The organism is Pontibacter sp. GD13, from assembly GCF_058216355.1.
This window is the reverse complement of sequence record NZ_JBYZMQ010000002.1, coordinates 227424-248759: the sequence shown is the minus strand read 5'-3', so window position 1 is coordinate 248759 and position 21336 is coordinate 227424. Positions and strand designations below refer to the sequence as shown.

General features: G+C 49.1%; 16 protein-coding genes and 1 tRNA gene. 4 read left to right on the top strand and 13 right to left on the bottom strand.

The genetic code is table 11. From position 1 onward, the window contains the following. Positions 1 to 104: 104 nt before the first annotated feature. Positions 105 to 698: a methyltransferase domain-containing protein gene (locus AC4BAN_RS04750; protein WP_490563228.1), complete on the bottom strand. Its 594-nt coding sequence runs from the start codon at positions 696 to 698 to the stop codon at positions 105 to 107. A gap of 117 nt (positions 699 to 815) precedes the next feature. Between AC4BAN_RS04750 and AC4BAN_RS04745 the strand changes: the two genes are divergently transcribed. Then, entirely contained in the window at positions 816 to 1757 is a 942-nt protein-coding gene (locus tag AC4BAN_RS04745; RefSeq protein ID WP_490563227.1) for a DUF8428 domain-containing protein, read from the top strand. Positions 1758 to 1901: 144 nt separating this feature from the next. Here AC4BAN_RS04745 and cphA read toward each other — a convergent pair whose 3' ends face one another. The 6 genes from cphA to AC4BAN_RS04715 all read right to left on the bottom strand — a co-directional run bounded on the left by cphA (position 1902) and on the right by AC4BAN_RS04715 (position 9261). Beyond that, complete coding sequence (gene cphA / locus AC4BAN_RS04740; protein ID WP_490563226.1) at positions 1902 to 4529, bottom strand: cyanophycin synthetase; 2628 nt, start codon at positions 4527 to 4529, stop codon at positions 1902 to 1904. Between the two features lie 298 nt (positions 4530 to 4827). Next, positions 4828 to 4898: transfer RNA gene (locus tag AC4BAN_RS04735), tRNA-Cys, on the bottom strand. A gap of 40 nt (positions 4899 to 4938) precedes the next feature. Then, positions 4939 to 5913 carry an ABC transporter ATP-binding protein gene (locus tag AC4BAN_RS04730; RefSeq protein ID WP_490563225.1) on the bottom strand — a complete coding sequence of 325 codons (975 nt, stop codon included), beginning with the start codon at positions 5911 to 5913 and terminating at the stop codon, positions 4939 to 4941. A gap of 235 nt (positions 5914 to 6148) precedes the next feature. Continuing rightward, the gene (locus tag AC4BAN_RS04725; protein ID WP_490563224.1) at positions 6149 to 7228 is read right to left on the bottom strand and encodes a serine hydrolase domain-containing protein; all 1080 of its coding nucleotides are present in this window, start codon (positions 7226 to 7228) and stop codon (positions 6149 to 6151) included. A gap of 173 nt (positions 7229 to 7401) precedes the next feature. Continuing rightward, positions 7402 to 7965, bottom strand: coding sequence for a DUF4256 domain-containing protein (locus tag AC4BAN_RS04720; protein ID WP_490563223.1), 564 nt, complete (start codon positions 7963 to 7965; stop codon positions 7402 to 7404). Positions 7966 to 8310: 345 nt separating this feature from the next. Beyond that, entirely contained in the window at positions 8311 to 9261 is a 951-nt protein-coding gene (locus AC4BAN_RS04715) for a DUF1259 domain-containing protein (RefSeq protein ID WP_490563222.1), read from the bottom strand. A 504-nt stretch (positions 9262 to 9765) separates the two neighbouring features. Here AC4BAN_RS04715 and AC4BAN_RS04710 point away from each other — a divergent pair. Beyond that, positions 9766 to 10002: a hypothetical protein gene (locus AC4BAN_RS04710; protein ID WP_490563221.1), complete on the top strand. Its 237-nt coding sequence runs from the start codon at positions 9766 to 9768 to the stop codon at positions 10000 to 10002. Positions 10003 to 10058: 56 nt separating this feature from the next. Here the strand turns inward: AC4BAN_RS04710 and rpsA are convergent, their stop codons facing one another. From rpsA to tsaD, 6 genes are all read right to left on the bottom strand, one after another. Further along, positions 10059 to 11957 carry a 30S ribosomal protein S1 gene (rpsA, locus tag AC4BAN_RS04705; protein ID WP_490563220.1) on the bottom strand — a complete coding sequence of 633 codons (1899 nt, stop codon included), beginning with the start codon at positions 11955 to 11957 and terminating at the stop codon, positions 10059 to 10061. Between the two features lie 361 nt (positions 11958 to 12318). Beyond that, a complete protein-coding gene (locus tag AC4BAN_RS04700) occupies positions 12319 to 12831 on the bottom strand; it encodes an HNH endonuclease (protein ID WP_490563219.1) in 513 nt (170 codons plus the stop codon). Between the two features lie 78 nt (positions 12832 to 12909). Then, the gene (locus AC4BAN_RS04695) at positions 12910 to 13686 is read right to left on the bottom strand and encodes a C40 family peptidase (RefSeq protein ID WP_490563218.1); all 777 of its coding nucleotides are present in this window, start codon (positions 13684 to 13686) and stop codon (positions 12910 to 12912) included. Between the two features lie 88 nt (positions 13687 to 13774). Continuing rightward, entirely contained in the window at positions 13775 to 14242 is a 468-nt protein-coding gene (gene smpB, locus AC4BAN_RS04690) for an SsrA-binding protein SmpB (RefSeq protein ID WP_490563217.1), read from the bottom strand. Beyond that, complete coding sequence (locus AC4BAN_RS04685; protein WP_490563216.1) at positions 14242 to 14631, bottom strand: thioesterase family protein; 390 nt, start codon at positions 14629 to 14631, stop codon at positions 14242 to 14244. Before AC4BAN_RS04685 ends, smpB begins: the two co-directional genes overlap by 1 nt. A 144-nt stretch (positions 14632 to 14775) precedes the next feature. Next, the gene (gene tsaD, locus AC4BAN_RS04680) at positions 14776 to 15783 is read right to left on the bottom strand and encodes a tRNA (adenosine(37)-N6)-threonylcarbamoyltransferase complex transferase subunit TsaD (RefSeq protein WP_490563215.1); all 1008 of its coding nucleotides are present in this window, start codon (positions 15781 to 15783) and stop codon (positions 14776 to 14778) included. Positions 15784 to 15786: 3 nt separating this feature from the next. Here tsaD and AC4BAN_RS04675 point away from each other — a divergent pair, with 3 nt between their 5' ends. Beyond that, on the top strand, positions 15787 to 20340 hold the full coding sequence (locus AC4BAN_RS04675) for a translocation/assembly module TamB domain-containing protein (protein WP_490563214.1): 4554 nt from the start codon (positions 15787 to 15789) through the stop codon (positions 20338 to 20340). Positions 20341 to 20438: 98 nt separating this feature from the next. Further along, the gene (locus tag AC4BAN_RS04670) at positions 20439 to 21335 is read left to right on the top strand and encodes a cell division protein FtsX (protein ID WP_490563213.1); all 897 of its coding nucleotides are present in this window, start codon (positions 20439 to 20441) and stop codon (positions 21333 to 21335) included. Position 21336 lies beyond the last annotated feature (1 nt).

Sequence of the window (21336 nt, the reverse complement as noted above, 5' to 3'; positions counted from 1 at the left end):
ACTAAGAATTAGGTTTGCCAGCGTACGTTTTAACGCTTTTAAAAAAGAAGCCTCTTGCACCAGTGCTGCACAAAGGTAGCTATTGCGGTGCAATCCCCCATCATTCAGGGCTTTTTCTGGAGTAACATAAACAGTTCGGTACCCTGTCGGGGCGCAATGGAGTTAAATGCCGTCTCGAAATACAGGAAGTTAAAGTATGGCGCAAAATAGTTTACGTATTCGTTACGGCTGCCGCCAAAGGGAGGCCCTGGTTTGTTAAATTCGGTATCGAAGAGCAAGCCTACTACTTTGCCCCCCGGCTTTAGCAGGTCAGCGCACTTACGGGCATACGCAGGGCGCAGTTTGGGGTCCAGGGCGCAGAAAAAGGTCTGCTCTACCAATAGGTCGTAGGCGCCAGTTAAATGAAAGAAATCAGACTGTAACAGGTTTGCCTTGGGAAAGCCAGGCACGCGCTGGGCAAAATGCTGAAGCGGGGCCGCTGCCACATCGGCTACGGTAACATTTTCAAAGCCTTTCAGGTATAGGTATTCGGCTTCGTAGGCATGGCCACAGCCTGGAATGAGGATATGGGCCTCGTTACTTCCTTGCAACTGATCGAAATATTGTTTTAACGGAGGCGTTATAGACCCGGTATCCCAACCGGTTTGGCCATTGAGATAGCGTGTTTGCCAGTAATCAGAAGTAGAATGTGGCTGCATAGGTAATTATTATAGCATAAAAGTTTTATATTTGAAATTACACCAGTATCTGATGCGAACAAGTTCTATTTAGCGATTAAAATTAACAACAAACATTATAAACTAAACCGAAACCATATGTCAGTGAACACTCCTGAAAATAGAAGCAACCGCAAACTGTTAATCGGGGGCCTTCTTATTGTCCTGTTAAGTATAAACGGTATTCTGATCTACATGAACTATCAGAAAAAAGAAAAAACCGAAGAGCAGGCTGAGGTGATCCGGGTAAAGAACAGTGAGCTGGAGAATCAGATAAACGTATATGAAGCCCTTAAAGCTGATTTTGAGCGACAGAGCCAGGAACTACAGGCCATGGGCCTGGAGAACGACTCGCTGGAAGCCAAGATTACAGCCATAAACGCTGATCTGAGCCAATTGAAAGGGTTTAGAAGCAGCAGTTACAGCCTGGCCGACCAGCGCCGTTTCCGTGACCGCGCAGCAGCGTTTGAGAAACAGCTGAAGGAGAAGGATACCGAAATCGCCCGCTTAAAAGAGGACAATGAAGTGCTACACACCGAAAACACGGACCTTAAAACCTCCAAAACTCGCCTTTCCGACAGCCTGACCACCCTAAAGACCACGAACGTGGATCTTACTGAGAAGGTAAAAGTGGCCTCTAAACTTGAAGCGCAAAACATACAGGTGCACATCATTAACCAGCGGGGCAAAGAGAAGGACGATGATGACAACGAGTACAAGGCCAAGCGGGTAGATAAGATCCGGGTGGTGTTTAAGCTCGCCAAGAACGATGTGGCCGCCCAGGAGCCGAAAACTGTTTACATGCGCCTGATAGAGCCCGACGGTGCCGCGCTTTACAACCTGGCAATGGGCTCCGGTACGTTCCAGGTAGACGGCGGAGACATGTATTACACGGCCAAGCGCGATTTTGTATTCGACAACACACAGCAGCAGCTTAGTTTCCTGTACGATAAAAATGCCGCTTATAAAAAAGGACAGCACACCATAGAGCTGTACACCGACGGGTTCATGATCGGCAAGGCGAATTTTATACTAAAATAAACGCTAAAACCTTTTAATAACAGGTTGATAAAGCCTCTGCAAAAATGCAGAGGCTTTATTTATGCCATAAAAAAACCCCTTTCTCTGAAAGGGGTTTTAGTCCATCGTTCACATATAATAGGATACAGGTTGCTAACGATAGGTTTAATCAACCAGTATTTTTCTGTCCTGAATTACTTTAAAACTTTCCACCATTTTAACGGCTTCCTGTACATCCTCTGCAAAAATAGCGATAAAGCAGCCCGGTGTGCCATGCTCCAGGGCGTAGGCAATGGCGCGCATTTCCTCAGGAATCACTTTCACAGGTTTGTCCGGGGCTACGTCTTCAATTCCCTGCATCAGCGGACCTACAATCTCATCGGCAGTCTTCCCGCGCAGGTCTGCATCCAGCCGTATGATGATCTCATCGAATATTTCCCCGGAAATGCGGCCCATCTCATAGAAATCCTCCGGGCGCCTGTCTCCTACCCCTGCTATGATGCCTATTTTTCGGGTAGCATCCAGTTCGCTCATAAAATCCCCAATTGCCCTCAATCCCCCCGCATTGTGCGCGTAATCGATCAGCACCTCAAAATTTGGAAACTTAAAGAGGTTCATGCGGCCTGGCGTTTTACTTGGTGAAGGCAGAAAAGTGCGCAAGGAGGTTTTAATATCCTCGATCTCAAAATGCGAAATATACCCTGCCAGCGCTGCCGCCAATATATTCTGGATATTAAATTTGGCCTTTCCGCCAAATGAGAGGGGCACATCGGCCACCCGGTCTATCCTGATCTTGTAACTGTTTTTGAAAATGGAAATATAGCCGTTCTCAAACACGGCAGCCAGGCCACCTTTGGCAATGTGCTTCAGAATACGCGGGTTGTTCTCGTCCAGGCTAAAAAAAGCAACCTTGCAGTCCACTTCCTCTGCCATGGCGTACACCAGGTCGTCGTCGGCATTCAGAACCGCAAAGCCATCCTTGCTCACACTTTTTGGAATCACCGCTTTTACCTGAGCCAGTTCTTCCAGGGTATGGATATCGCGCAGGCCCAGATGATCAGAGCTTACATTGGTTACGATGCCTATGTCGCACTGCTGAAAGCCCAAACCGGACCGCAACAAGCCACCACGGGCGCACTCCAGCACCGCAAAATTAACGGTAGGGTCCTTTAAAACAAACTCTGCACTGTATGAACCGGTGGTATCTCCTTTCTCAAGCAGCTTATCCTGAATATAGATGCCATCGGTGGTGGTGTAGCCTACCTGAAAGCCTTTTGATTTGACCATGTGCGCGATCAGGCGTGTGGTAGTGGTTTTACCATTCGTACCGGTTACCGCAATGATCGGGATTCGGGTAGACTTTCCGTGGGGGAACAGCATGTCCACCACAGGCTCTGCCACATTGCGCGCCAAACCGTAGGTAGGTGAAATATGCATCCGGAAACCTGGAGCAGCATTTACCTCCAGCACCGCACCGCGGCCTTCATTGAGAGGAATGGCAATATCGGTGGCCATTACGTCAATGCCGCATACATCTAACCCTATCAGGCCGGCAATGCGCTCTGCCATCAGAATGTTGTAAGGGTCCACGAGGTCGGTTACATCGGTTGCGGTTCCGCCGGTGCTGATGTTGGCTGTACTTTTCAGGTAGAGCACCTCGCCGGCTGGCAACACCGATTTAGAGGTAAGGTTCCTGGCTTTCAGGATGTTTCGGGTATGCTTGTCGATCTTGATCTTGGTGAGCACCTTTTCGTGGCCAATACCCCGCCGTGGGTCCCGGTTCTCTTTATCGATCAACTGTTTGATGGTAGAACTGCCATCGCCGGCCACCATGGCCGGGGTACGCTTGGCGGCTGCTACGAATTTGCCGTTGATCACGAGTATCCTGAAATCGAAACCCTGGATAAACTGTTCCACTATCACTTCCGAAGAGAATTTACGGGCCTCTGTAAAACCCTTCTGTGCGTCCTTCAGGTTATCGATGTTGATGGAGGCCCCTTTGCCGTGGTTGCCATCCAGTGGCTTGATCACCAGCGGGAATCCGAGCCAGCCAACCGCTTTTTTCAGTTCCTCTTGCGAGGCAACGGTTGTGCCGCGTGGCACCGGGATGCCGGCCTCCTGCAGTATGTCTTTGGTCGCATTCTTATCACCGGCCATCTCTACGGCGAAGAAGGCGGTTTTACAGGTCATGGTGGCCTGTATACGCTTTTGATAGACACCATACCCCAATTGGATCAGGGAGTTGCTGTTGAGCCGGATGTAGGGTATACCCCGGCTAACAGCTTCTGAAATAATAGAATAGGTGCTGGGCCCGAAATACTCATCCTCCCGGATCTGATGCAGGCGCGTGATATCGTCGAAAAGCCGTACCTTCTCGCCGCGGGCCAAAGCCTCCGTCATGCGCACAGCCGTGTAGGCCGCATATTCGCCTGCACGTTCCTCTTGGTACGAGAACACCACAAACATCTGCCCTTCATCATGGGCCGGGTAGCAACGCCCATACCCCGACTCCATGCCGGCCATGGTCTGTAACTCCAGCGCCACATGTTGTACCACATGCGCCAGCGAGGTGCCCTCTTCCACGCTCTTAAAAAAACCGCCCTCGCTGCCTTCTGAAGCACGGTGGCGCTGCAGGCCCGGAAACGTCTTTTTAAGTCGCTGGAGAAAATGGGGAATCTCGTTTGTGAGCTTCTGGCTGTAGTCTTCCAGAGCCAGGTTGATCATGATAACTTTTGGATGCTTTACTGACCAGTAGTTTGGTCCGCGCATAACGCGCAAATCTATGATTTTCATTTGTAGGTTACTCTGCTAGTGCATTACTTATTTCTCTGCCACAGTTGCGTAAACATCAGCTCCTGCTCTCAGGGCAGGTTAAAATGCTACAAACATCTTTTCAGAAGTCTGGCTTTACCAGCCAGAAGAAGTTTTTATTCTGCTTTGGATACGGAAGATATCAGCTTTAAGTGAAGGTATTCAATTGCTTTTTTTAAAGATGATTACGGCGATTTGCACTAAAAGATTGGTTAGGCAGGACATTTCAGGGGGAATCTAAACAAAAAGCTCCCTTAGGAAAACCTAAGGGAGCTTTGAGAGGTAACGAGCGGATTCGAACCGCTGTAGCAGCTTTTGCAGAGCTGAGCCTAGCCACTCGGCCACGTTACCAGGTGATTGGAGTGCAAACATACGCAGAAAAGTATATTCATCAAACTCCGAGGGCAGATTTTTTTGTTTCCGGGGCCCTGGCTACATAAACTAAATCGCCTGTCCGGCAGGCATGCTGCACGACTTGCACCGTCACCATGGCTCCAGGAAGTCTGATTTCCAGTTCATAGTAACTGCCATAATACAGTATGTTTTGTATGGTTCCGGCCACTCCCCCCTTATGGGCCTCGGTAAGTATAAGATCTTCAGGACGTATAATACTTTGCACAGCAGCAGTACCTGTGTAAGGCAAAACTGCGGGAGGCAGCAGGTTATACTTACCAAACAGGCCAGCCACATACGCGTTGACAGGCTGCCGGTAAATTTGCTCCGGCGTGCCCTGCTGCAAGCATTTGCCATCTTTCAGTACAAGAATTCTGTCAGCCCACGACAGGGTGTCTTTCGGATCGTGCGATACAAGGATGCAGCTAATATCCAGTTCCTCGCCAAGGGCCTGTATCACTTCCTTCAGGGTCTGCTTGTGCTCTATGTCCAGGTTAGAAAAAGGCTCATCGAGTAGCAACAGCCTGGGCGAAGAAGACAGCAAGCGAGCCAGCGCGATACGTTGCCGCTCGCCACCGGACAGTTGATTTGTTTTGCGTTTCAGCAGATGCGTGATCTTACAGATCTCGTAAAGTTTTCCGGCATCTTCCCTTTCCAGCGTATTGACATACTTTAACACCTGCTCTACACGCAAGGAATGGGGCAGCTCGAAGTGCTGCGACAGGTAAGCAAAGCCCGCATGCCCTGCCACCAGCTTTTCATTCGGGCCCATTACACGCTCCCCCTCAAAAAACACCTGCCCGGTATCTGCTTGTGCCAGGCCAGCGATCACCTTTAATAAAGTGCTTTTCCCGGAGCCGGTCTCCCCTGCAATGGCTATCTTCTGGAACTCCTGCTGCGAGAAACTTATATTTTGTAGGACAGGTGATTTCTCTCCGTTTACAGAGATGTTAGATACCTCTAAAAAATGCATATAAAATACGGTGCTTCTTCTTCGTTTCTATGAACGCTACAAGATAACAGTATTAACCCGGATTGTGTTGAGGCCATTTACCTGCGAACCTCGCGAGAGGTGTTTCTCTTGCTAAACCTGCGTAAAACAAAGCAGCCTTAACATTCGACTGCACGTAAATTTAGGGTGGTAATCTGATTGGTTTCCTTCATGCAGGTTCCTGGTCTGCAATCTGACCCTTAAAACTTATTCCGGTTTAATTACCGTAGTTTTTCTTGAGTTGCCTCATCAGCAGTTTTACGCCATTCACTGTCTCCTCGTTAAACGAATTTGTAAAAACGATGTAGGCGACTTTTTGAGTCCTGTCGATCTGCACATTTGTATAATAGGTCATCACAGTTCCTGAGTGCGTCGACCATTCCTTTCCATTCTCGGATATATTAAACCAACCCAAGGCGTAGTTTTCTATCCCGTTATGCATAAACTTATAGGTAGTGGCCTTCAGGTAGTTATCTTTCCCTTCCAGGCCCATTAGGTTTAACTGGATGAATTTGATGTAATCCGGCAGCGTCATGTTGATATCTCCAGCCGGTTCTGTATAATCTAAGTGGAAATCGGCGGTTGAGGGAACGGGTGTGAGGGTATTATTTTCGTATACATGTCCCCAGGTATCTTTTGCTTTTTGATTTTCCGGCCACGCTAATTGCACGTGTAGCTTTAGATCCTTGTTAAAAACTTTATCTACCAATTGCTCCCAACTTTTATGGGTAACTTTTTCAAGCATTAAGGCTGCCAGGGTATAATCAGCATTGGAATAGGTGAACTGCTGAACCGTATCTTCTTCTACAGGCGCAAGGGTAAGTACAAATTGTCCGAACGCTTTACGCTTTTCTTGGTTTGTACCTTTAAAATCCGGAATCTCAGGGTCGTTTTCTCCCTGAAAAGGTTGCACCCTTGACCTGTGCGAAAGCAAGTCCTGTAAGGTGATGTTAGAGTAGGCTGCTTTAGAGTTATCCTTCCATTCAGGGAAGATAGCAAAGAATTTCGTACCCCAAGTTAACTTGCCCTTTTCAACATATTTGGCAATTAAAAAAGCAGTCATGGCTTTTGTGTTAGAGCCCAAATGAAACCTGTCTTGCAGGGTTGCTGTGTCGGGTAATGCCACCGAATGTCGCCCAAGCGCCCCAACTTCCAGTGTTGATGTAGCAGTAACCACGGCATAACTTAACTCAGGAATATGATTGGCTTTTCTGATTGAGTCGGCGTAGTGAAGCGTTTCCTGCCCAAAACAACCGGTTGTAATAAGGCTCAGTATCAGAATGATATATTTAGTCATATTTTTAGCGGCTAAATTTAGCTTCACACTACTACTTTGATATCTCAAGTTGCGATATAATATCCTTTGAAGGTTTAAACCCACCCCTAACCCCTCCGAGGAGGGGAATCACTCACTCTTTGCAGAATTCCCCTCCTCGGAGGGGTTAGGGGTGGGTAAATCGCAAATGGTTTTTATACTTTCAGCATTCCCCGAAACGCCCTTCCGGCATAATAAGATTGTGCGCCGTTGTGATAAATGAAAACAGTACCGTAGCGGAAATCAGCAAAAAGGGCGCCACCGAGTTCTCGGATAGCGGCTGGTGTTTTCACCCAACTCGACGTTTTTGTATCAAACCTGCCAAGTTGCTGCAAATCCCGGTACTGCTGTTCAGTTAAGAGCTCAATACCCATGGCAGCAGCCATATCTATGGCGTTATTTTGTGGTTTATGCTCCTTCCTTGACTCCAGTCCTGCACGGTCGTAACATATACTTCTGCGGCCTTCAGGACTTTCCGCTGCACAATCATAAAAAATGTAAGCGCCTGCCTCTTCATCAAAACCGACAACATCAGGCTCGCCGCCAGTTCTTTCCATTTCATGCAGCGACCACATTTTTTCAGCAGCAGCTTCCAGCCTTGTTTGCACGCTTGCCCACTCAATGCCTTTATGGCGGTTCATGTTTTCCTCAAAGCGTTTTTTTAGTGTACTGAGCAACTCCTGCTGTTGTTCTGCCGATGAACCTTGGTTGCCCCTCATTGTTGGTTAATTTGATGTACTTATAAAGTTATATAAATGGATAGGTGCCCTTTATGGCTGCACGGTAGTTCGTATTAATGCCTTAGAACACAGTAAAGTTTATTAATTACTGTTCATGTTGTTTATTAAAAAGGGTAATCTGCAATTCTTAACAGACAATAATGGGTTGAGTAAATTTGTAAATTCACAAGCACGGTCAACGTCTCGGCTATGAGTAGTTGCGTGGGTTAGCACTTAATTTTGCAAGTACGCACCAAACTGAAAAAACCGCAGAAATTTTCAGAGTAGACGAAAACAAGCAATTACTTATAGCCATTGTTGGGCGTTCGTATTTTTTATCCTACGTTATTTATCATTTTTCACTCCTGTTTTGTCTAAAGCTGCTCTTAATCCTTTTGCTAATTTTTCTGCTGGTCCAACCCCCCAATAATGAAGGAAGAAAATTCTTGGATTTTCGTGTACCATATGATTATGAACCGCAACCACTTCAATGTCATTTTCAACCAAAGCCTTTATTACCGGTGCTACTTCATCTGCAAGCATCGTAAAATCACCTGCTACTGCTGCTTTTTCAGGCGTTCCCTGCCAACTTGCCCAAGTGTTGAAACCCATAAATGTGCTTACCTGTGCACCGTGTTCTGTTAACTTCACATCAGGTCGGCCAATAGTGATTTTATATACTCCCTTATTCATCATCCCGCTATGCCCAACTATGCTGTCAATCAAATTTGTGTCAAGGCTGTTTTCTACTGCTAACATTTCTGCAGTGGACGGATTTGTTCCCCTAATTTCCGTTACTTTATCAAAAATAGCTTTTACACTTTTAGCTAATTTTTTTTCACTACCCATACCCCCAATATGCATATACATTACATCAGGTTCATTCCTTACAAAATGATTGTGAATAGCTGTAATAGTTAATCCTTGTTTGATTACTTCTTGCTGTACTGGTTTAAGGTCTTTTTCTGTAACAACTATATCGCCCATAATCATAGGTAGTTCAGAAGTTGGTGCAAATGCTACCCAACTGCCTAATCCCATAGGGGGAATAATTTTAAATCCATCGACTGTTACATTTAAGTCGTTTTGCGGAACAGTAACTTTAAATTGTCCATTTTCTTCCTTTCCTTCCATCCCAAGTTCCGATATTAAGGTTTCAATATCTATCGCCTTTAATCCATTGTTTTTTTTCAAAGGTTTTTCAGTCGATTCTTTTAACCCATCTTTCTTTGTAGATTGCTCACAACCAAAAGTAATTAGCGAAAACGCTACTAAATAAATCCATACTTTTTTCATAATTCAGTTTTTTGTTAAGATTTCAGTTCTTTTTATATGACGCCCAACTACTGGCTAGCAGGAGTACCTACTCCTACTATCTGCATTATGTACGGAGTAGGATTGCCAACTTTTTAAGATCATTTTCGCAACAGCTGTTTCTTAAACCTACCACTTTCATAGTGCAACCCGAATATAGCACCTTTCTATAAATTATCAAGCGGACTCACAATTTTATCCAAGGCGTAGCTGGTAACATGGGGATAAATTTCGGTGGTCTTGCTGCTACTGTGACCTAGCCGACCTCATATAACTGTTTACGGATGAAGGGATTGGGCTTGTGCAAGCGACGGGTGAAGGTTCTGCCCTCGTGCTCTAAAGCGTTGAGGTATATAATTGGGGCGGAACTAGCTTGCTGGTATATGGGGCGTTTTATTTCCCAAAAGCTAAAAAGTGGTATCCGTTTTATCAAACGTATAGCTACGTTTACAAACGCAACTAAACGTTTCAAAACACATATAACACATGAGGCCGAAACAACAGTGCCCACAGTGCGGCAAAGGCTTAGCGGCAGGATTGACAAACGCTATTGTTCAGCGCATTGTCGGGCCGCTGCCGGAAAGCACTGAACAAAAGTGTGTGCCTGATGTAAAAGACAAACAGGGCAACCTCTACCCCATCTGCTACAACTACGGCTATCTATTGCTGCCCGAGGAGAAGGTGCTCATCGTAAACTGCCAGCCTTTCATGGAGACAAATTAACAAAAAAAAGGCCCCGGATTGCTCCGGGGCCTTTCAATATGCAACAAGCTTAAAGCTTAAGCGTTGCTTTCTTCTTCTGATGCTTCGTCAGCAGAAGTTTCTTCGTCCGGGGTGTCTTTCGACTTCTTAGCCGCGGCCGCTTCTAACTTCTTAACGCCAGCTTCTTTCTCGTTAGAAAGCATTTGCTCTTTCAGAGCAGAAAGTGCATCCAGGTCGCCTAATGTAGACTTGTCAGCTTCTTTCTGAACTTTAGGGGCTTTCGCTTCTTTCTTCTCGCCTGCAGGCTGTGCCTTCTTGGTAGCCTTCGCAACGCGCGGAGACTCTACTTCAGAATGCGTAGCCGTGTGAGAAAGTATGATCTTACGATCTTCCTTAGAGAATTCAGTTACTCTGAAGTCTAAGCTGTCGCCAGCCTCTACCTGAGAGCCATCCGCTTTTGTCAGTCCTTTAGGGAATGAGAAACCTTCGATACCGTAAGGTAACTCAAGCACAGCGCCTCTTTCTGATTTCTCAAGAACGGAAGCCTTGTGCACAGAACCCACATTGAATACAGACTCAAATGTATCCCAAGGGTTCTCCTCCAGCTGCTTATGGCCAAGCGCAAGTCTTCTGTTCGGAACATCAAGCTCCAACACAACCACATCCAGGTTTTCGTTTACCTTCACAAACTCAGATGGGTGCTTGATCTTCTTGGTCCAGCTCAGGTCAGATACGTGTACCAGACCGTCAACACCTTCTTCAAGCTCTAAGAACAAACCAAAATTAGTCAGGTTACGCACAATGCCTGTGTGCTTAGTACCTACTGCATACTTCGTTAACACATTTTCTTTCGTCCATGGGTCTTCGGTAAGCTGCTTAATACCAAGCGACATCTTGCGCTCTTCTCTGTCCAGGGTCAACACAACAGCCTCAACCTCGTCGTTTTGCTTGATGAAGTCCTGCGGGTTGCGCAGGTGCTGCGACCAGCTCATTTCAGAAACGTGGATCAAACCTTCCACACCTGGCATTAACTCCAGGAATGCGCCGTAATCAGCCACGTTCACTATTCTGCCTTTCACTTTAGAACCAACCTCGATCTCAGCTGGCAATGCATCCCAAGGGTGCGGTGTCAGCTGCTTCATGCCCAAAGAAATACGCTTCTTGTCCTCATCGAAGTCCAGAACTACTACGTTCAACTTCTGGTCAAGCTGCAATACTTCTTCCGGGTGGTTGATACGTCCCCATGAAATATCTGTAATATGTAGCAGACCGTCTACGCCACCAAGGTCGATGAACACACCGAAGTTTGTCATGTTCTTGATCACGCCTTCCAATACCTGACCTTTTTCCAGGTTGTTCAGGATAGCGGCACGCTGCTGCTCCAGGTCTTTCTCGATAAGTACCTTGTGCGATACAACCACGTTGTCGAAAGCGGCGTTGATTTTCACAACTTTCACTTCCATCTTTTTGCCTACGAATACATCGAAGTCACGGATTGGCTTCACGTCGATCTGAGAACCTGGTAAGAAAGCCTCCACACCATGGATATCCATGATAAGACCACCTTTTGTTCTTCTCTTCACAACACCTTCCAACACGTTGTCGTTCTCAAGTGCATCGTAGATACGGGCCCAGGCGCTCACGATCTTCGCTTTCTTGCGCGACAAGATAAGCTGACCGTTCGGGTCTTCCTGGTCTTCGATAAATACTTCTACCTCGTCACCGGCTTTCAGGTCAGGCAGGTCCCTGAATTCTGAAATAGGCACCAGGCCATCAGATTTGAAGCCGATGTTCAGGATCACGTCACGATCGGTGATGCCCACAACAACTCCTTTAACAACCTCCTGCTCCTGTACGGTAGTCAGGGTGTCGCCATACATTTGTTCCATTTCGGCTTTTTCATCCTTGCTGTAACCAGCACCGAAACCTTGGGTCTCAAATTTGTCCCAATCGAAATTTTCTGGAGAATTACTCATATTGTTTTACTGCCCTACATAAGCCACCAGCCCAGAGCAATCAGCTGATTTGGTTTGAGTTATACATTTCCCTGAATCGCTTCAGGCCCATTCACTTGAATGAGGGGCAAAAGTAATAAAATCTGCTATAAAAAACTAAAGTATACCCTATATGTAAGCACGAAATATAGTGAACGGTTGAAACAACGTGAGGAAGGGAGGCGGCAAAGGAGATAATAAGCTGCTCTCAGGCCCAGGCGGGACAGGAAGCGCCGGAAGGCATTATTTAATTCAGAACAGCATGCTATACTTTAAACGATGTCTGATGTATACCTGATTAATAATGCTTTATAAAACAACAACTAAATATTTTAGTATGGCTTTAATCCAACTCCAGTGGCTTGCCCAAGTATACTCCCCAGTCCTGGTTATGCGTGTTCAGGTGCAGTTGCAGGAAAGATTGAAGTGTTGGCTTTACCGGTTTCCGTGAAAGTTTCAGTCCGGCTTCGTCGGGGGTGCGATTGCCCTTTCGGGTGTTGCAGCGCATGCAGGCTGTAACCAGGTTCAGCCAGTTGGTCTCCCCTCCCCTGGAACGCGGCAGCAGGTGGTCCAGTGTCAGGTTCTTCACGGCGCCACAGTACTGGCAGCAGTAGTTGTCGCGGCGCAGCACATTGTGGCGGCTCAGGGAAATGCCGCTGTAAGGCACCCGCACATAGCGTTGCAGCCGGATCACGGAGGGAACGGGGTATGACTTGTCGATGGTGCGCAGGAAGGCATCCTCTGACTTGTTGATCATTTCGGCCTTATCGAGGTAAACCAACAGAAAAGCCTTGTGGATGGTGCACACAGCGATGGCACTAAAGTCTTGGTTTAAGATCAGCACTTTTTCTTTCATGGATTTTTCGGGAGCTATTGCTACACTTGTACGGAAAAAACCGGCCAGATATAGCGTATGTTCACGAAAAACAGCTGATTACATGTAAATGCGCTTGATAATACGGAGTTTATGGGAATAACGCTTGCGGGAAGCGTTGTAAATGCCGTTGTGGTCCAGGGTATCAATGCGCACCTCGCCATGGGCATGTATGATGCGGTTACCCTCCAGCATGATGCCCACATGGATAATGCGCCCTTCTTCGTTAGAGAAATACGCCAGGTCTCCTGCCCGGGTCTGGGTGGCAAAGTGCACTTCCTCACCGTGGTTAACCTGTTGGTAGGCGTCGCGGGGCAGCTGATAGCCACAGATACCGTATACCTGCTGCGTAAAACCGGAGCAGTCGATGCCAAAAACAGATTTACCGCCCCATTGGTATGGCGCTTTCAGGAAGCTAGCCGCTACTTTAACGAGCTGAGTGGTAGTAGCTGGCAACGAGCTGTTTGAGGCGCGACCGCTGTAGACTAAACCTTCCTCATTCACCCGTATGCTCATGCCATCAAAGAACGGCAGGTAGCTGCCAATGCCGATCGGAATACGGCTCTCCTCGTTGCTCACCACCTGCACCAGGTCCATTGCCCTGGGGTGCGAGGTATCGCGCCATAATTTGTAGTAAGCATCCGACACAGGGTAATGCTGCTTATGGTCTATCCAGCCGCGGTAGTCGTCTGTTGCCAGTTGCACCTGCATCCAGTTTTCCTCGCGGCTCAACACCTCGTAACACTCGCCAAAGAGCATCTGGGTCACCATTTCCGCCCTGTCAGATGTTTCGGCGCGCATGGGCACCACGCTTAGCATACAAATTCCGTATTCCACCTTTGCTTAATTTTGAATGACTGAAAAACTCCATGATGATTAAATGATGGACGCCTAAACACCGCGCAATCATTTGATCAAATTTCCACTAATATCCCGATCGATCCATTTCGCGTTTCACATCCTTTTCCTTGATGTCCTGCCGCTTGTCGTACAGTTTCTTACCGCGTGCCAGTGCAATCTCTACTTTAGCAAAACCCCGGTCGTTTACAAAGATGCGCGTGGGGATTATCGTAACGCCCTGTTCCTGTGTGCCTGACTCTAATTTACGCAGTTCCTTCTTGTTAAGGAGTAATTTTCGTGCGCGGGTTGGCTCATGGTTAAAATGCGTGCCTTCGGTGTAGGTGGAAATGTGCACGTTATGCAGCCATAGTTCCTCGCGCTGAAACACGCAATAGCCCTCCTGCATATTGGCCTTTCCCTCCCGGATGGATTTGATCTCGGTACCCTTCAACATGACCCCAGCCACATACTTATCCAGAAACTGGAATTCGAACGAGGCTTTCCTGTTCACAATGTTCACATGTTTCTTTATTCTGTCTTTCTCTTTTGCCATTATCCTTTCTTCGGCGCCAAAATTTTGGCTAATTTATCCTTTTTCAAAATTTTCTGCCCGGTTTCCCCATCTGCCACCACGCGTTCTCCCACACAGGCCGTAAAACGGCAGATTACCTCATTACCATCATGCCGCTCCAGGGTTGCCACAAACTCAACCGCATCCCCCTCAAAAGCCGGCGATTTATGATTGATGGTCAGGCTGGTACCTATTCCCTCCTCATCTTCTGCTTTCATATCGAGCACAAACAACCTGCCCGCCCACTCAGCCGCTTGTGCCAGGGCAAAGGTGGAGCATACCGCATGCACCAGCCCGTCCTGGAAACGCGCGAAATCAGCTTCTGTTACATACTTGGTATAGGTACGGGTATCACCGGTTTTCACATGCATGGTATCGGGTGTTTCAAACGGGTTTCAGGCCGCTGGCTTTACATCTTTAACAAATAGAAACAGGTATTGTCTGAAGCGCTATTTATAAACAGCAGATCAGGTTATGCTGCAAACTTGTTTATACTGCAATCCGACCAATCACGCTCAAATTTTGAGCCTGGGCTCCGGACTTACGTACTGCGTGGCGAAATCGCCGGCCAGGTATTGGTAATGGGCCGCCATGGCAATCATGCCGGCATTGTCGGTGCAGTACTGGAAAGCCGGAATGTATACGTTCCAGTTATACTTTTCGGCAGCATCCTGCAGGGTTTTACGGAGGCCGGTGTTCGCCGACACGCCCCCTGCAATGGCAATCTCCCGTATGCCCAGGTCCTTTGCGGCCAGCGCCAGCTTTTTCATCAGGGTCCGGATCAGGGTTTGCTGCACGCTGGCGCAGATGTCGGCCAGGTTCTCCGCCACAAAATTCGGGTTTGCCTTTACCTGGTCGCGCAGGAAGTATAGTACGGCTGTTTTTATGCCACTGAACGAAAAGTTGTAGGCCGGCATGTTGCCCACCGGAAACGCAAAAGCATTGGGGTTGCCCGTAGCAGCAGTTCTATCCAGCATCGGACCGCCCGGGTAGGGCAGGCCCAGCATCTTGGCTGTCTTATCGAAGGCCTCTCCTACCGCATCGTCCGTGGTCTGGCCAATCACCTCCATGTCGAGGTGGCTTTTGACCACCACAATTTGCGTGTGCCCCCCACTTACCGTTAAACAAAGGAACGGAAATTGCGGTCTGGGTTCTTCTATAAAGTGCGCCAGGATATGCGCCTGCATGTGGTTTACCTCTATCAGCGGGAGGCGCAGGCCCAGTGCAAACGACTTGGCAAAAGAGCACCCAACCAGCAGGGCACCCAAAAGGCCCGGGCCACGGGTAAAAGCGACTGCATTTAACTCACTTTTACTTACATTTGCCGTAAGCAAGGCCTGGTGCACCACAGGGATGACGTTTTGCTGGTGGGCCCTGGAGGCCAGTTCCGGCACCACGCCGCCGTATTGCTCGTGCACTGCCTGCGTAGTTACTATATTAGACAGCACCCTCCCCCCCCGTATAACGGCGGCAGAGGTATCGTCGCAGGAAGATTCGATCGCTAAAATCGTAGGTTCAAACATCTTTTGGAAAAGGAACAGTCAACAAATTACCCCAAAGTTATAGGAAAAGCTATTCTAAAAATAGTTTTAGGGCTTATCCTGTTCCTTTTGCTGCTATTTGCCGGGGTTTTCGTGGCGATCCGCTTCCCGGGGGTGCAAACCAGGATCGTGCAGCGGGTTGCCGCTTATTTCTCGGAGCGCCTGCACCACCAGGTCACCATCGGGAGCGTCGATATCGAATTCTTCAGCAGCGTGGTCCTTAACGATGTGTCGGTGAAGGACTACAGAAACAACGAGCTGTTCTACATTGGAACGGCCGTTGCCGATATCGGTAACTTTTCCATCTTCAACCCCAATACCTTACACCTCAACACGCTCACCCTCGAGCAACCCCGTGCCAACCTGGTGGTATACGAGAAGACCGATTCGCTAAACATCACCAAATTTATAGCGGCGGTAGGCGACCTGTTTGTAAAAGACACCACCAAACCCGCACAGCCTTTTTATTTTACGCTGGATAAGCTGGTGTTGCAGCAAGGGCGTTTCAACTACGACGATTTCCGGAAAACGCGCGCCGACTACGGCATGGATTACGCCCACATGACCTTCGACAGGATAAATGGTGGTTTCAGTGAGATCAGCCTCAAAGACACGTTGCAGGTACGTATAAGTGACCTGAATGCCATCGAGACGCGCTCTAACACCCTGCTGAAGAACCTGGATACCCGCATGCGTTTTGCGCCCACGTTCTGGGAATGGGATGAGCTGGACCTGCAGGTGAACAAGAGCAACCTGCAAAATTACCTGCGCTTCGATTATGCCCGGTTTGGGGACTTCTCCTCCTTCATAGACAGCGTAACCATGACTGCGCACCTTGAAAACGCCACGGTGTACTCAAAGGACATTGCCACATTCGCCCCCGCTTTAAGGGAATACGACGAGCGCCTGATCGCCAATTCACTTGATTTCAAGGGCAAGGTAAAAGATTTTGCGGCCACCAACGTGGACCTGGAGTATGGCCGTAACACCCACATCGTCGGGAGTATCAATGCTGACGGTTTGCCAAACTTTAAAGAGACCTTTGCCAACCTGCGCCTGAAGCCCTCCACGATCAACGCCGGCGATATCCGCCAGTTCCTGCCCAAGGATGCCTATGATATAGCTGCGCGGCTGGGAACCGTGAAGCTCGATGGCCGGTTTCTGGGTTTTTACAACGACTTTGTAGCCAACGGAGACTTTGTAACTGCCCTGGGCAACGTGCAATCAGACATCAACCTGAAAATTGACGACAACACCCGCCGGTCCGCTTACAGTGGTTTTGTGCAAACCAGCAGTTTTAACCTGGGCCGCCTGCTCAACCTCGAGGATCAGATCAGGACCATCTCCATGCGGGGCCGCCTAGAGGGGTCGGGCTTTACCCTACAGGACGCCAATGTAAAAGTGGACGCCACGGTAAACCAGGTGCAGCTGCAGGATTATAATTACCAGAACATTACAGCCGACGGCACGCTGCAAAACCAGGTATTCAGGGGGAAGGTGGCCATAAATGACCCGAACCTGGTTTTTACGGCCAACGGAGAGGTAGACCTGGCCAAAGAGCAGCAGGCCTTTAACTTAGTGGCACAGTTGAAGCGTGTAGACCTGCAGGCCCTAAACCTTTCAGAGGAACCGTTTCTGATCCGTGCTAACGCCAACCTGAACTTTAAAGGCTTGAAATTAGACGCCTTTGAGGGAACCGCCCTGCTCGACAGCGCTTTTATAAGTTATAAAGGGCAGGAACTGGCCCTGGACACCATCGCGATCAATTCACAGATAATGGCAGGCAGCCGCACCCTGGACCTGGACTCCGATCTGATAAGCGCGCAGATTGACGGCAACTTCGATTACACGACACTTGTAAAAGACCTCACCACTTTGGTGGAGGAGTATAAGCTGAACTTTGAAAGCAACGAAGCCGCCACGGCTGCCTATTATAACCGAAAATCAAACGCACCGGCGCAGGAGTACGCCCTGGCATATAAAATAAAGCTGAAGCAACCAGCACCCCTGCTGCAGCTTTTCCTCCCCGACCTCACCCTCTCCGACTCCACGGCCATGGAGGGCACCTTCCGGCACGGCAACACCGTTATCCTGCAACTGTACGCCGACATAGACACCATGCTGTACCAGGAGTATAAATTTTACGGCAACAACCTGGAACTGAACTCCTCGAAACTGCAGGACAATCCGGATGTGCTGGCAGCGCTTCTTTTTACTTCGGCGAAACAGGAACTGCCGAGTGCCGGCCAAACCCAGGATTTTTATGTGGAGGGCATCTGGAGTGAGCGCACCATTAACTTCGCCACCAGCATCCGGCAACCCGAACAGGATAACCGCGCCATGATCACCGGCGACCTCAACTTCCTGCAGGATCAGATCCAGATCGTGTTCGATGAGTCTAACATTACGCTACAGCAAAACTCCTGGGCGTTTAACCCGGGCAACACCTTATACATCAGCAATGCCGGCAAAAAGCTGGTCTTCGAGAATTTTTCACTCACCAATAAGAACCAGGTGATACGCGCCGAAGGGGAAATCTCGGAGGCCCCGGACAGCAGGCTCGTTCTGAACGTGGATAACTTCGATCTGACCAACCTGAACCCGCTGATCAGCATGAAAATAGCCGGTAAGCTGACCGGTGAGGTTGTGGCCCAGGACGTTTACGATGACACCAAGTTTAACGCGGCTACCCGGGTAGACTCTTTTTACCTGGATGAGGTTTTTATCGGCCATATAGTAGGCAGAACCAACTGGAACAACAGGCTGCAGCAAGCTGTGGTAGACCTGGGAATTGAGCGGAACGCGAAAAAAGTACTGACCGTTACGGGCAATTACAACCCGAAAGCCACCGAAGATCAGCTAGACCTGCTGGCCGTGATGGATGAGGCCAACCTGAAACTGGTGGAGCCGGTGCTCAAAGGCATCCTGTCGGACCTGGGGGGAAGTATGGAGGGCCGGGTGCGGGTGCTGGGCAACTTAAGTTCCCCGGTTTTAAAGGGATCTGTGATGGTGAGCAACGGGCAGTTTAAGTTCGACTACCTTAATACCAAGTACTACTTCTCCGACAGGATTTACCTGGGGCCCAACAACATCAGTTTCCGAAATGCGCAGCTGCGGGATATTTTCGGGAACAAGGCCACGGTTTCGGGGGGTATCGCCCATGATGGCTTCCAGAACATGGTGTTGGATATGGAGGCCCGGTACCGCAACTTCATGGTGCTGAACACCACCGAGGCGCAGAACGAACTCTTTTACGGCACGGCCTTCGCCTCCGGAACGGCCACCGTGTTCGGCCCAACCGAAAACCTGCAGGTAAAGGTGAATGCTCGTAGCGATGAGAACACCCGTATTGTGCTGCCTCTGGATTACCAGACCAAGGTAGCCCGCAAAGACTTTATCAGGTTTGTGAACAAGAATACAACCGACACCACCGGCCTAGGGGTAAACATCGAAAACGAACGCGTGGACCTCTCCGGCATTAACCTTGACTTTAACCTGGATGTGACAGACGATGCCTACTTTGAAATCATTATCGACCGGACGACAGGCGACGTTATCAGGGGCTCGGGCAACGGGGACATACGCATGACCATCGACACGCGTGGCGAGTTTAACATGTACGGCACGTTCGAGATAACGAAAGGGGCCTATAACCTGAAGTTGCTGGAGGGACTTGTGACCAAAGAGTTTGACGTGGTGCCCGGAAGTACCATCACCTGGAACGGTGACCCGGTAAGCGGCATCATGGCCATCACGGCCAAGTATACCCAAATGGCGTCGCTGGACGCTTTCCTGGGTTCCAGCGGCATTCAGGGCAGGTTCCCGGTCACCGCGGTCATCAACCTGACCGGTCCGCTCCTGACCCCGCAGGTGGATCTGGGCCTGAACATTGAAGATATCCGCCAGTCTGCCCCGATAGAGGTGCAAAACGTTTTAAACACGATTAATAACGATGAAACCGAGCTAAACCGGCAGGTGTTCAGCCTGCTGGTGCTGCAGCGGCTCTCCCCGCCCGGCAGCCTCGCCTTCGACAGCAATGTGGGCGTATCGGCGGTAGGTGGCAGCCTGGGTAGTTTGCTCTCCAGCCAGCTCAACAACTTTTTCAACAGCATCGATAGTAACCTGGAGGTGGATATTGGCCTGGGTGGCATTAACCAGGAGGCCTTGTCCACGTTACAGTTGCGCTTGAGCTATACTTTTTTCCAGGGCCGCCTGCGTGTCACCAACCAAACGGGTTTCGGCAACCAGACCGACCTGCCCGGTAATAACTACATAGGCGACTGGTTTCTGGAGTATTACATCTCGCAGACAGGGGAACTGCGGCTTAGGCTGGAGTACAGCACCACGCCCGAGTATTACTACGCCACCCGGGCCACGGGTGTAACGGCCAGGCAAAGTATTAGCCTGTTGCATACCAAGCGCTTCGATAGTCTGGGCGAGCTCTTTAGCAGCAAAAAACGCGAACGCAGGCTGCTGGAGCAGGAGCTGGAGCGCGAGCGCATCATCCTGGACTCCGACCCCAGGCTGAACCTGGAATAAACCGGGCCTGGCATTTCTTGCCGGGCCATTTTGCTTTATGGGCTTTCGCTCACTGTATATTTAAATTATATTTCTATTTTTGCGGGGAAGCACATCGTATGGCAAAAAACATCAGACACATCAAGAAAAAGAAACTCGGCAACTACCCGCACCTGATGGTAGTTTTCAGCATTTCCCTCGCGCTGTTTGTGATCGGCCTTTTCGGAATGCTCCTGATCCATGCCGGCAAGCTATCCGAGAAAGTAAAAGAAAGCATCGAAATGCAGGTTTACCTGGACCGCAACCTGACGGAGGTGCAGCTGGCGCGCCTGCAGAAAATATTAGCCTCCAAAGCGTATGTCGCCAGCAAAAACGACACGGCACAGGTTCGGTTCGTTTCCAAGGAAGAGGGCGCAAAAGCGTTTCTGGATGAAACCGGCGAAGACTTCATGGAGTTTTTAGGCGATAACCCCCTGCGCGACGCGTATGTGATGAAGATCGATGCCGATCACTCCAGTTCACCTGAGCTGAAAAGCATCAAGCTGGACCTGCAGGATACCGACGGGGTGCACGAGGTACAGTACGTGGAAAGCCTGATCGAATCGATCAACAGTAACATCCAGAAAATAAGCATCCTGCTGCTCGGGTTTGCCGCCATCCTGACACTGGTGGTGATCATTCTCATCAACAACACGGTTAAACTGGCCTTATACTCACAGCGATTTCTGATCAGAAGCATGCAGTTGGTGGGGGCTACGTCCTTTTTTATCCAGCGGCCTTTCCTGAACAGGGCAGCCTGGCAGGGCATCATGAGCGGCATTGTAGCCTCTATCCTGATCTATGCCCTCACCCAGTATGCCTATCACGAGGTGCCCGAACTGCAGTTGCTCCGTAACGACGAGCAAACCTACATCCTGATGGCCGCCCTTTTGGTGATCGGCCTGATCATCGGTTTCTTAAGCTCATACCGCGCAGTGCGCAAATACCTGCGCCTGTCCTTAGACGAATTATACTAAC

Coding starts and splice junctions, on each gene's coding strand:
- AC4BAN_RS04750 (WP_490563228.1), bottom strand. CDS start 698: ATGCAGCCACATTCTACTTCTGATTACTGGCAAACACGCTATCTCAAT.
- AC4BAN_RS04745 (WP_490563227.1), top strand. CDS start 816: ATGTCAGTGAACACTCCTGAAAATAGAAGCAACCGCAAACTGTTAATC.
- cphA (WP_490563226.1), bottom strand. CDS start 4,529: ATGAAAATCATAGATTTGCGCGTTATGCGCGGACCAAACTACTGGTCA.
- AC4BAN_RS04730 (WP_490563225.1), bottom strand. CDS start 5,913: ATGCATTTTTTAGAGGTATCTAACATCTCTGTAAACGGAGAGAAATCA.
- AC4BAN_RS04725 (WP_490563224.1), bottom strand. CDS start 7,228: ATGACTAAATATATCATTCTGATACTGAGCCTTATTACAACCGGTTGT.
- AC4BAN_RS04720 (WP_490563223.1), bottom strand. CDS start 7,965: ATGAGGGGCAACCAAGGTTCATCGGCAGAACAACAGCAGGAGTTGCTC.
- AC4BAN_RS04715 (WP_490563222.1), bottom strand. CDS start 9,261: ATGAAAAAAGTATGGATTTATTTAGTAGCGTTTTCGCTAATTACTTTT.
- AC4BAN_RS04710 (WP_490563221.1), top strand. CDS start 9,766: ATGAGGCCGAAACAACAGTGCCCACAGTGCGGCAAAGGCTTAGCGGCA.
- rpsA (WP_490563220.1), bottom strand. CDS start 11,957: ATGAGTAATTCTCCAGAAAATTTCGATTGGGACAAATTTGAGACCCAA.
- AC4BAN_RS04700 (WP_490563219.1), bottom strand. CDS start 12,831: ATGAAAGAAAAAGTGCTGATCTTAAACCAAGACTTTAGTGCCATCGCT.
- smpB (WP_490563217.1), bottom strand. CDS start 14,242: ATGGCAAAAGAGAAAGACAGAATAAAGAAACATGTGAACATTGTGAAC.
- AC4BAN_RS04685 (WP_490563216.1), bottom strand. CDS start 14,631: ATGCATGTGAAAACCGGTGATACCCGTACCTATACCAAGTATGTAACA.
- tsaD (WP_490563215.1), bottom strand. CDS start 15,783: ATGTTTGAACCTACGATTTTAGCGATCGAATCTTCCTGCGACGATACC.
- AC4BAN_RS04670 (WP_490563213.1), top strand. CDS start 20,439: ATGGCAAAAAACATCAGACACATCAAGAAAAAGAAACTCGGCAACTAC.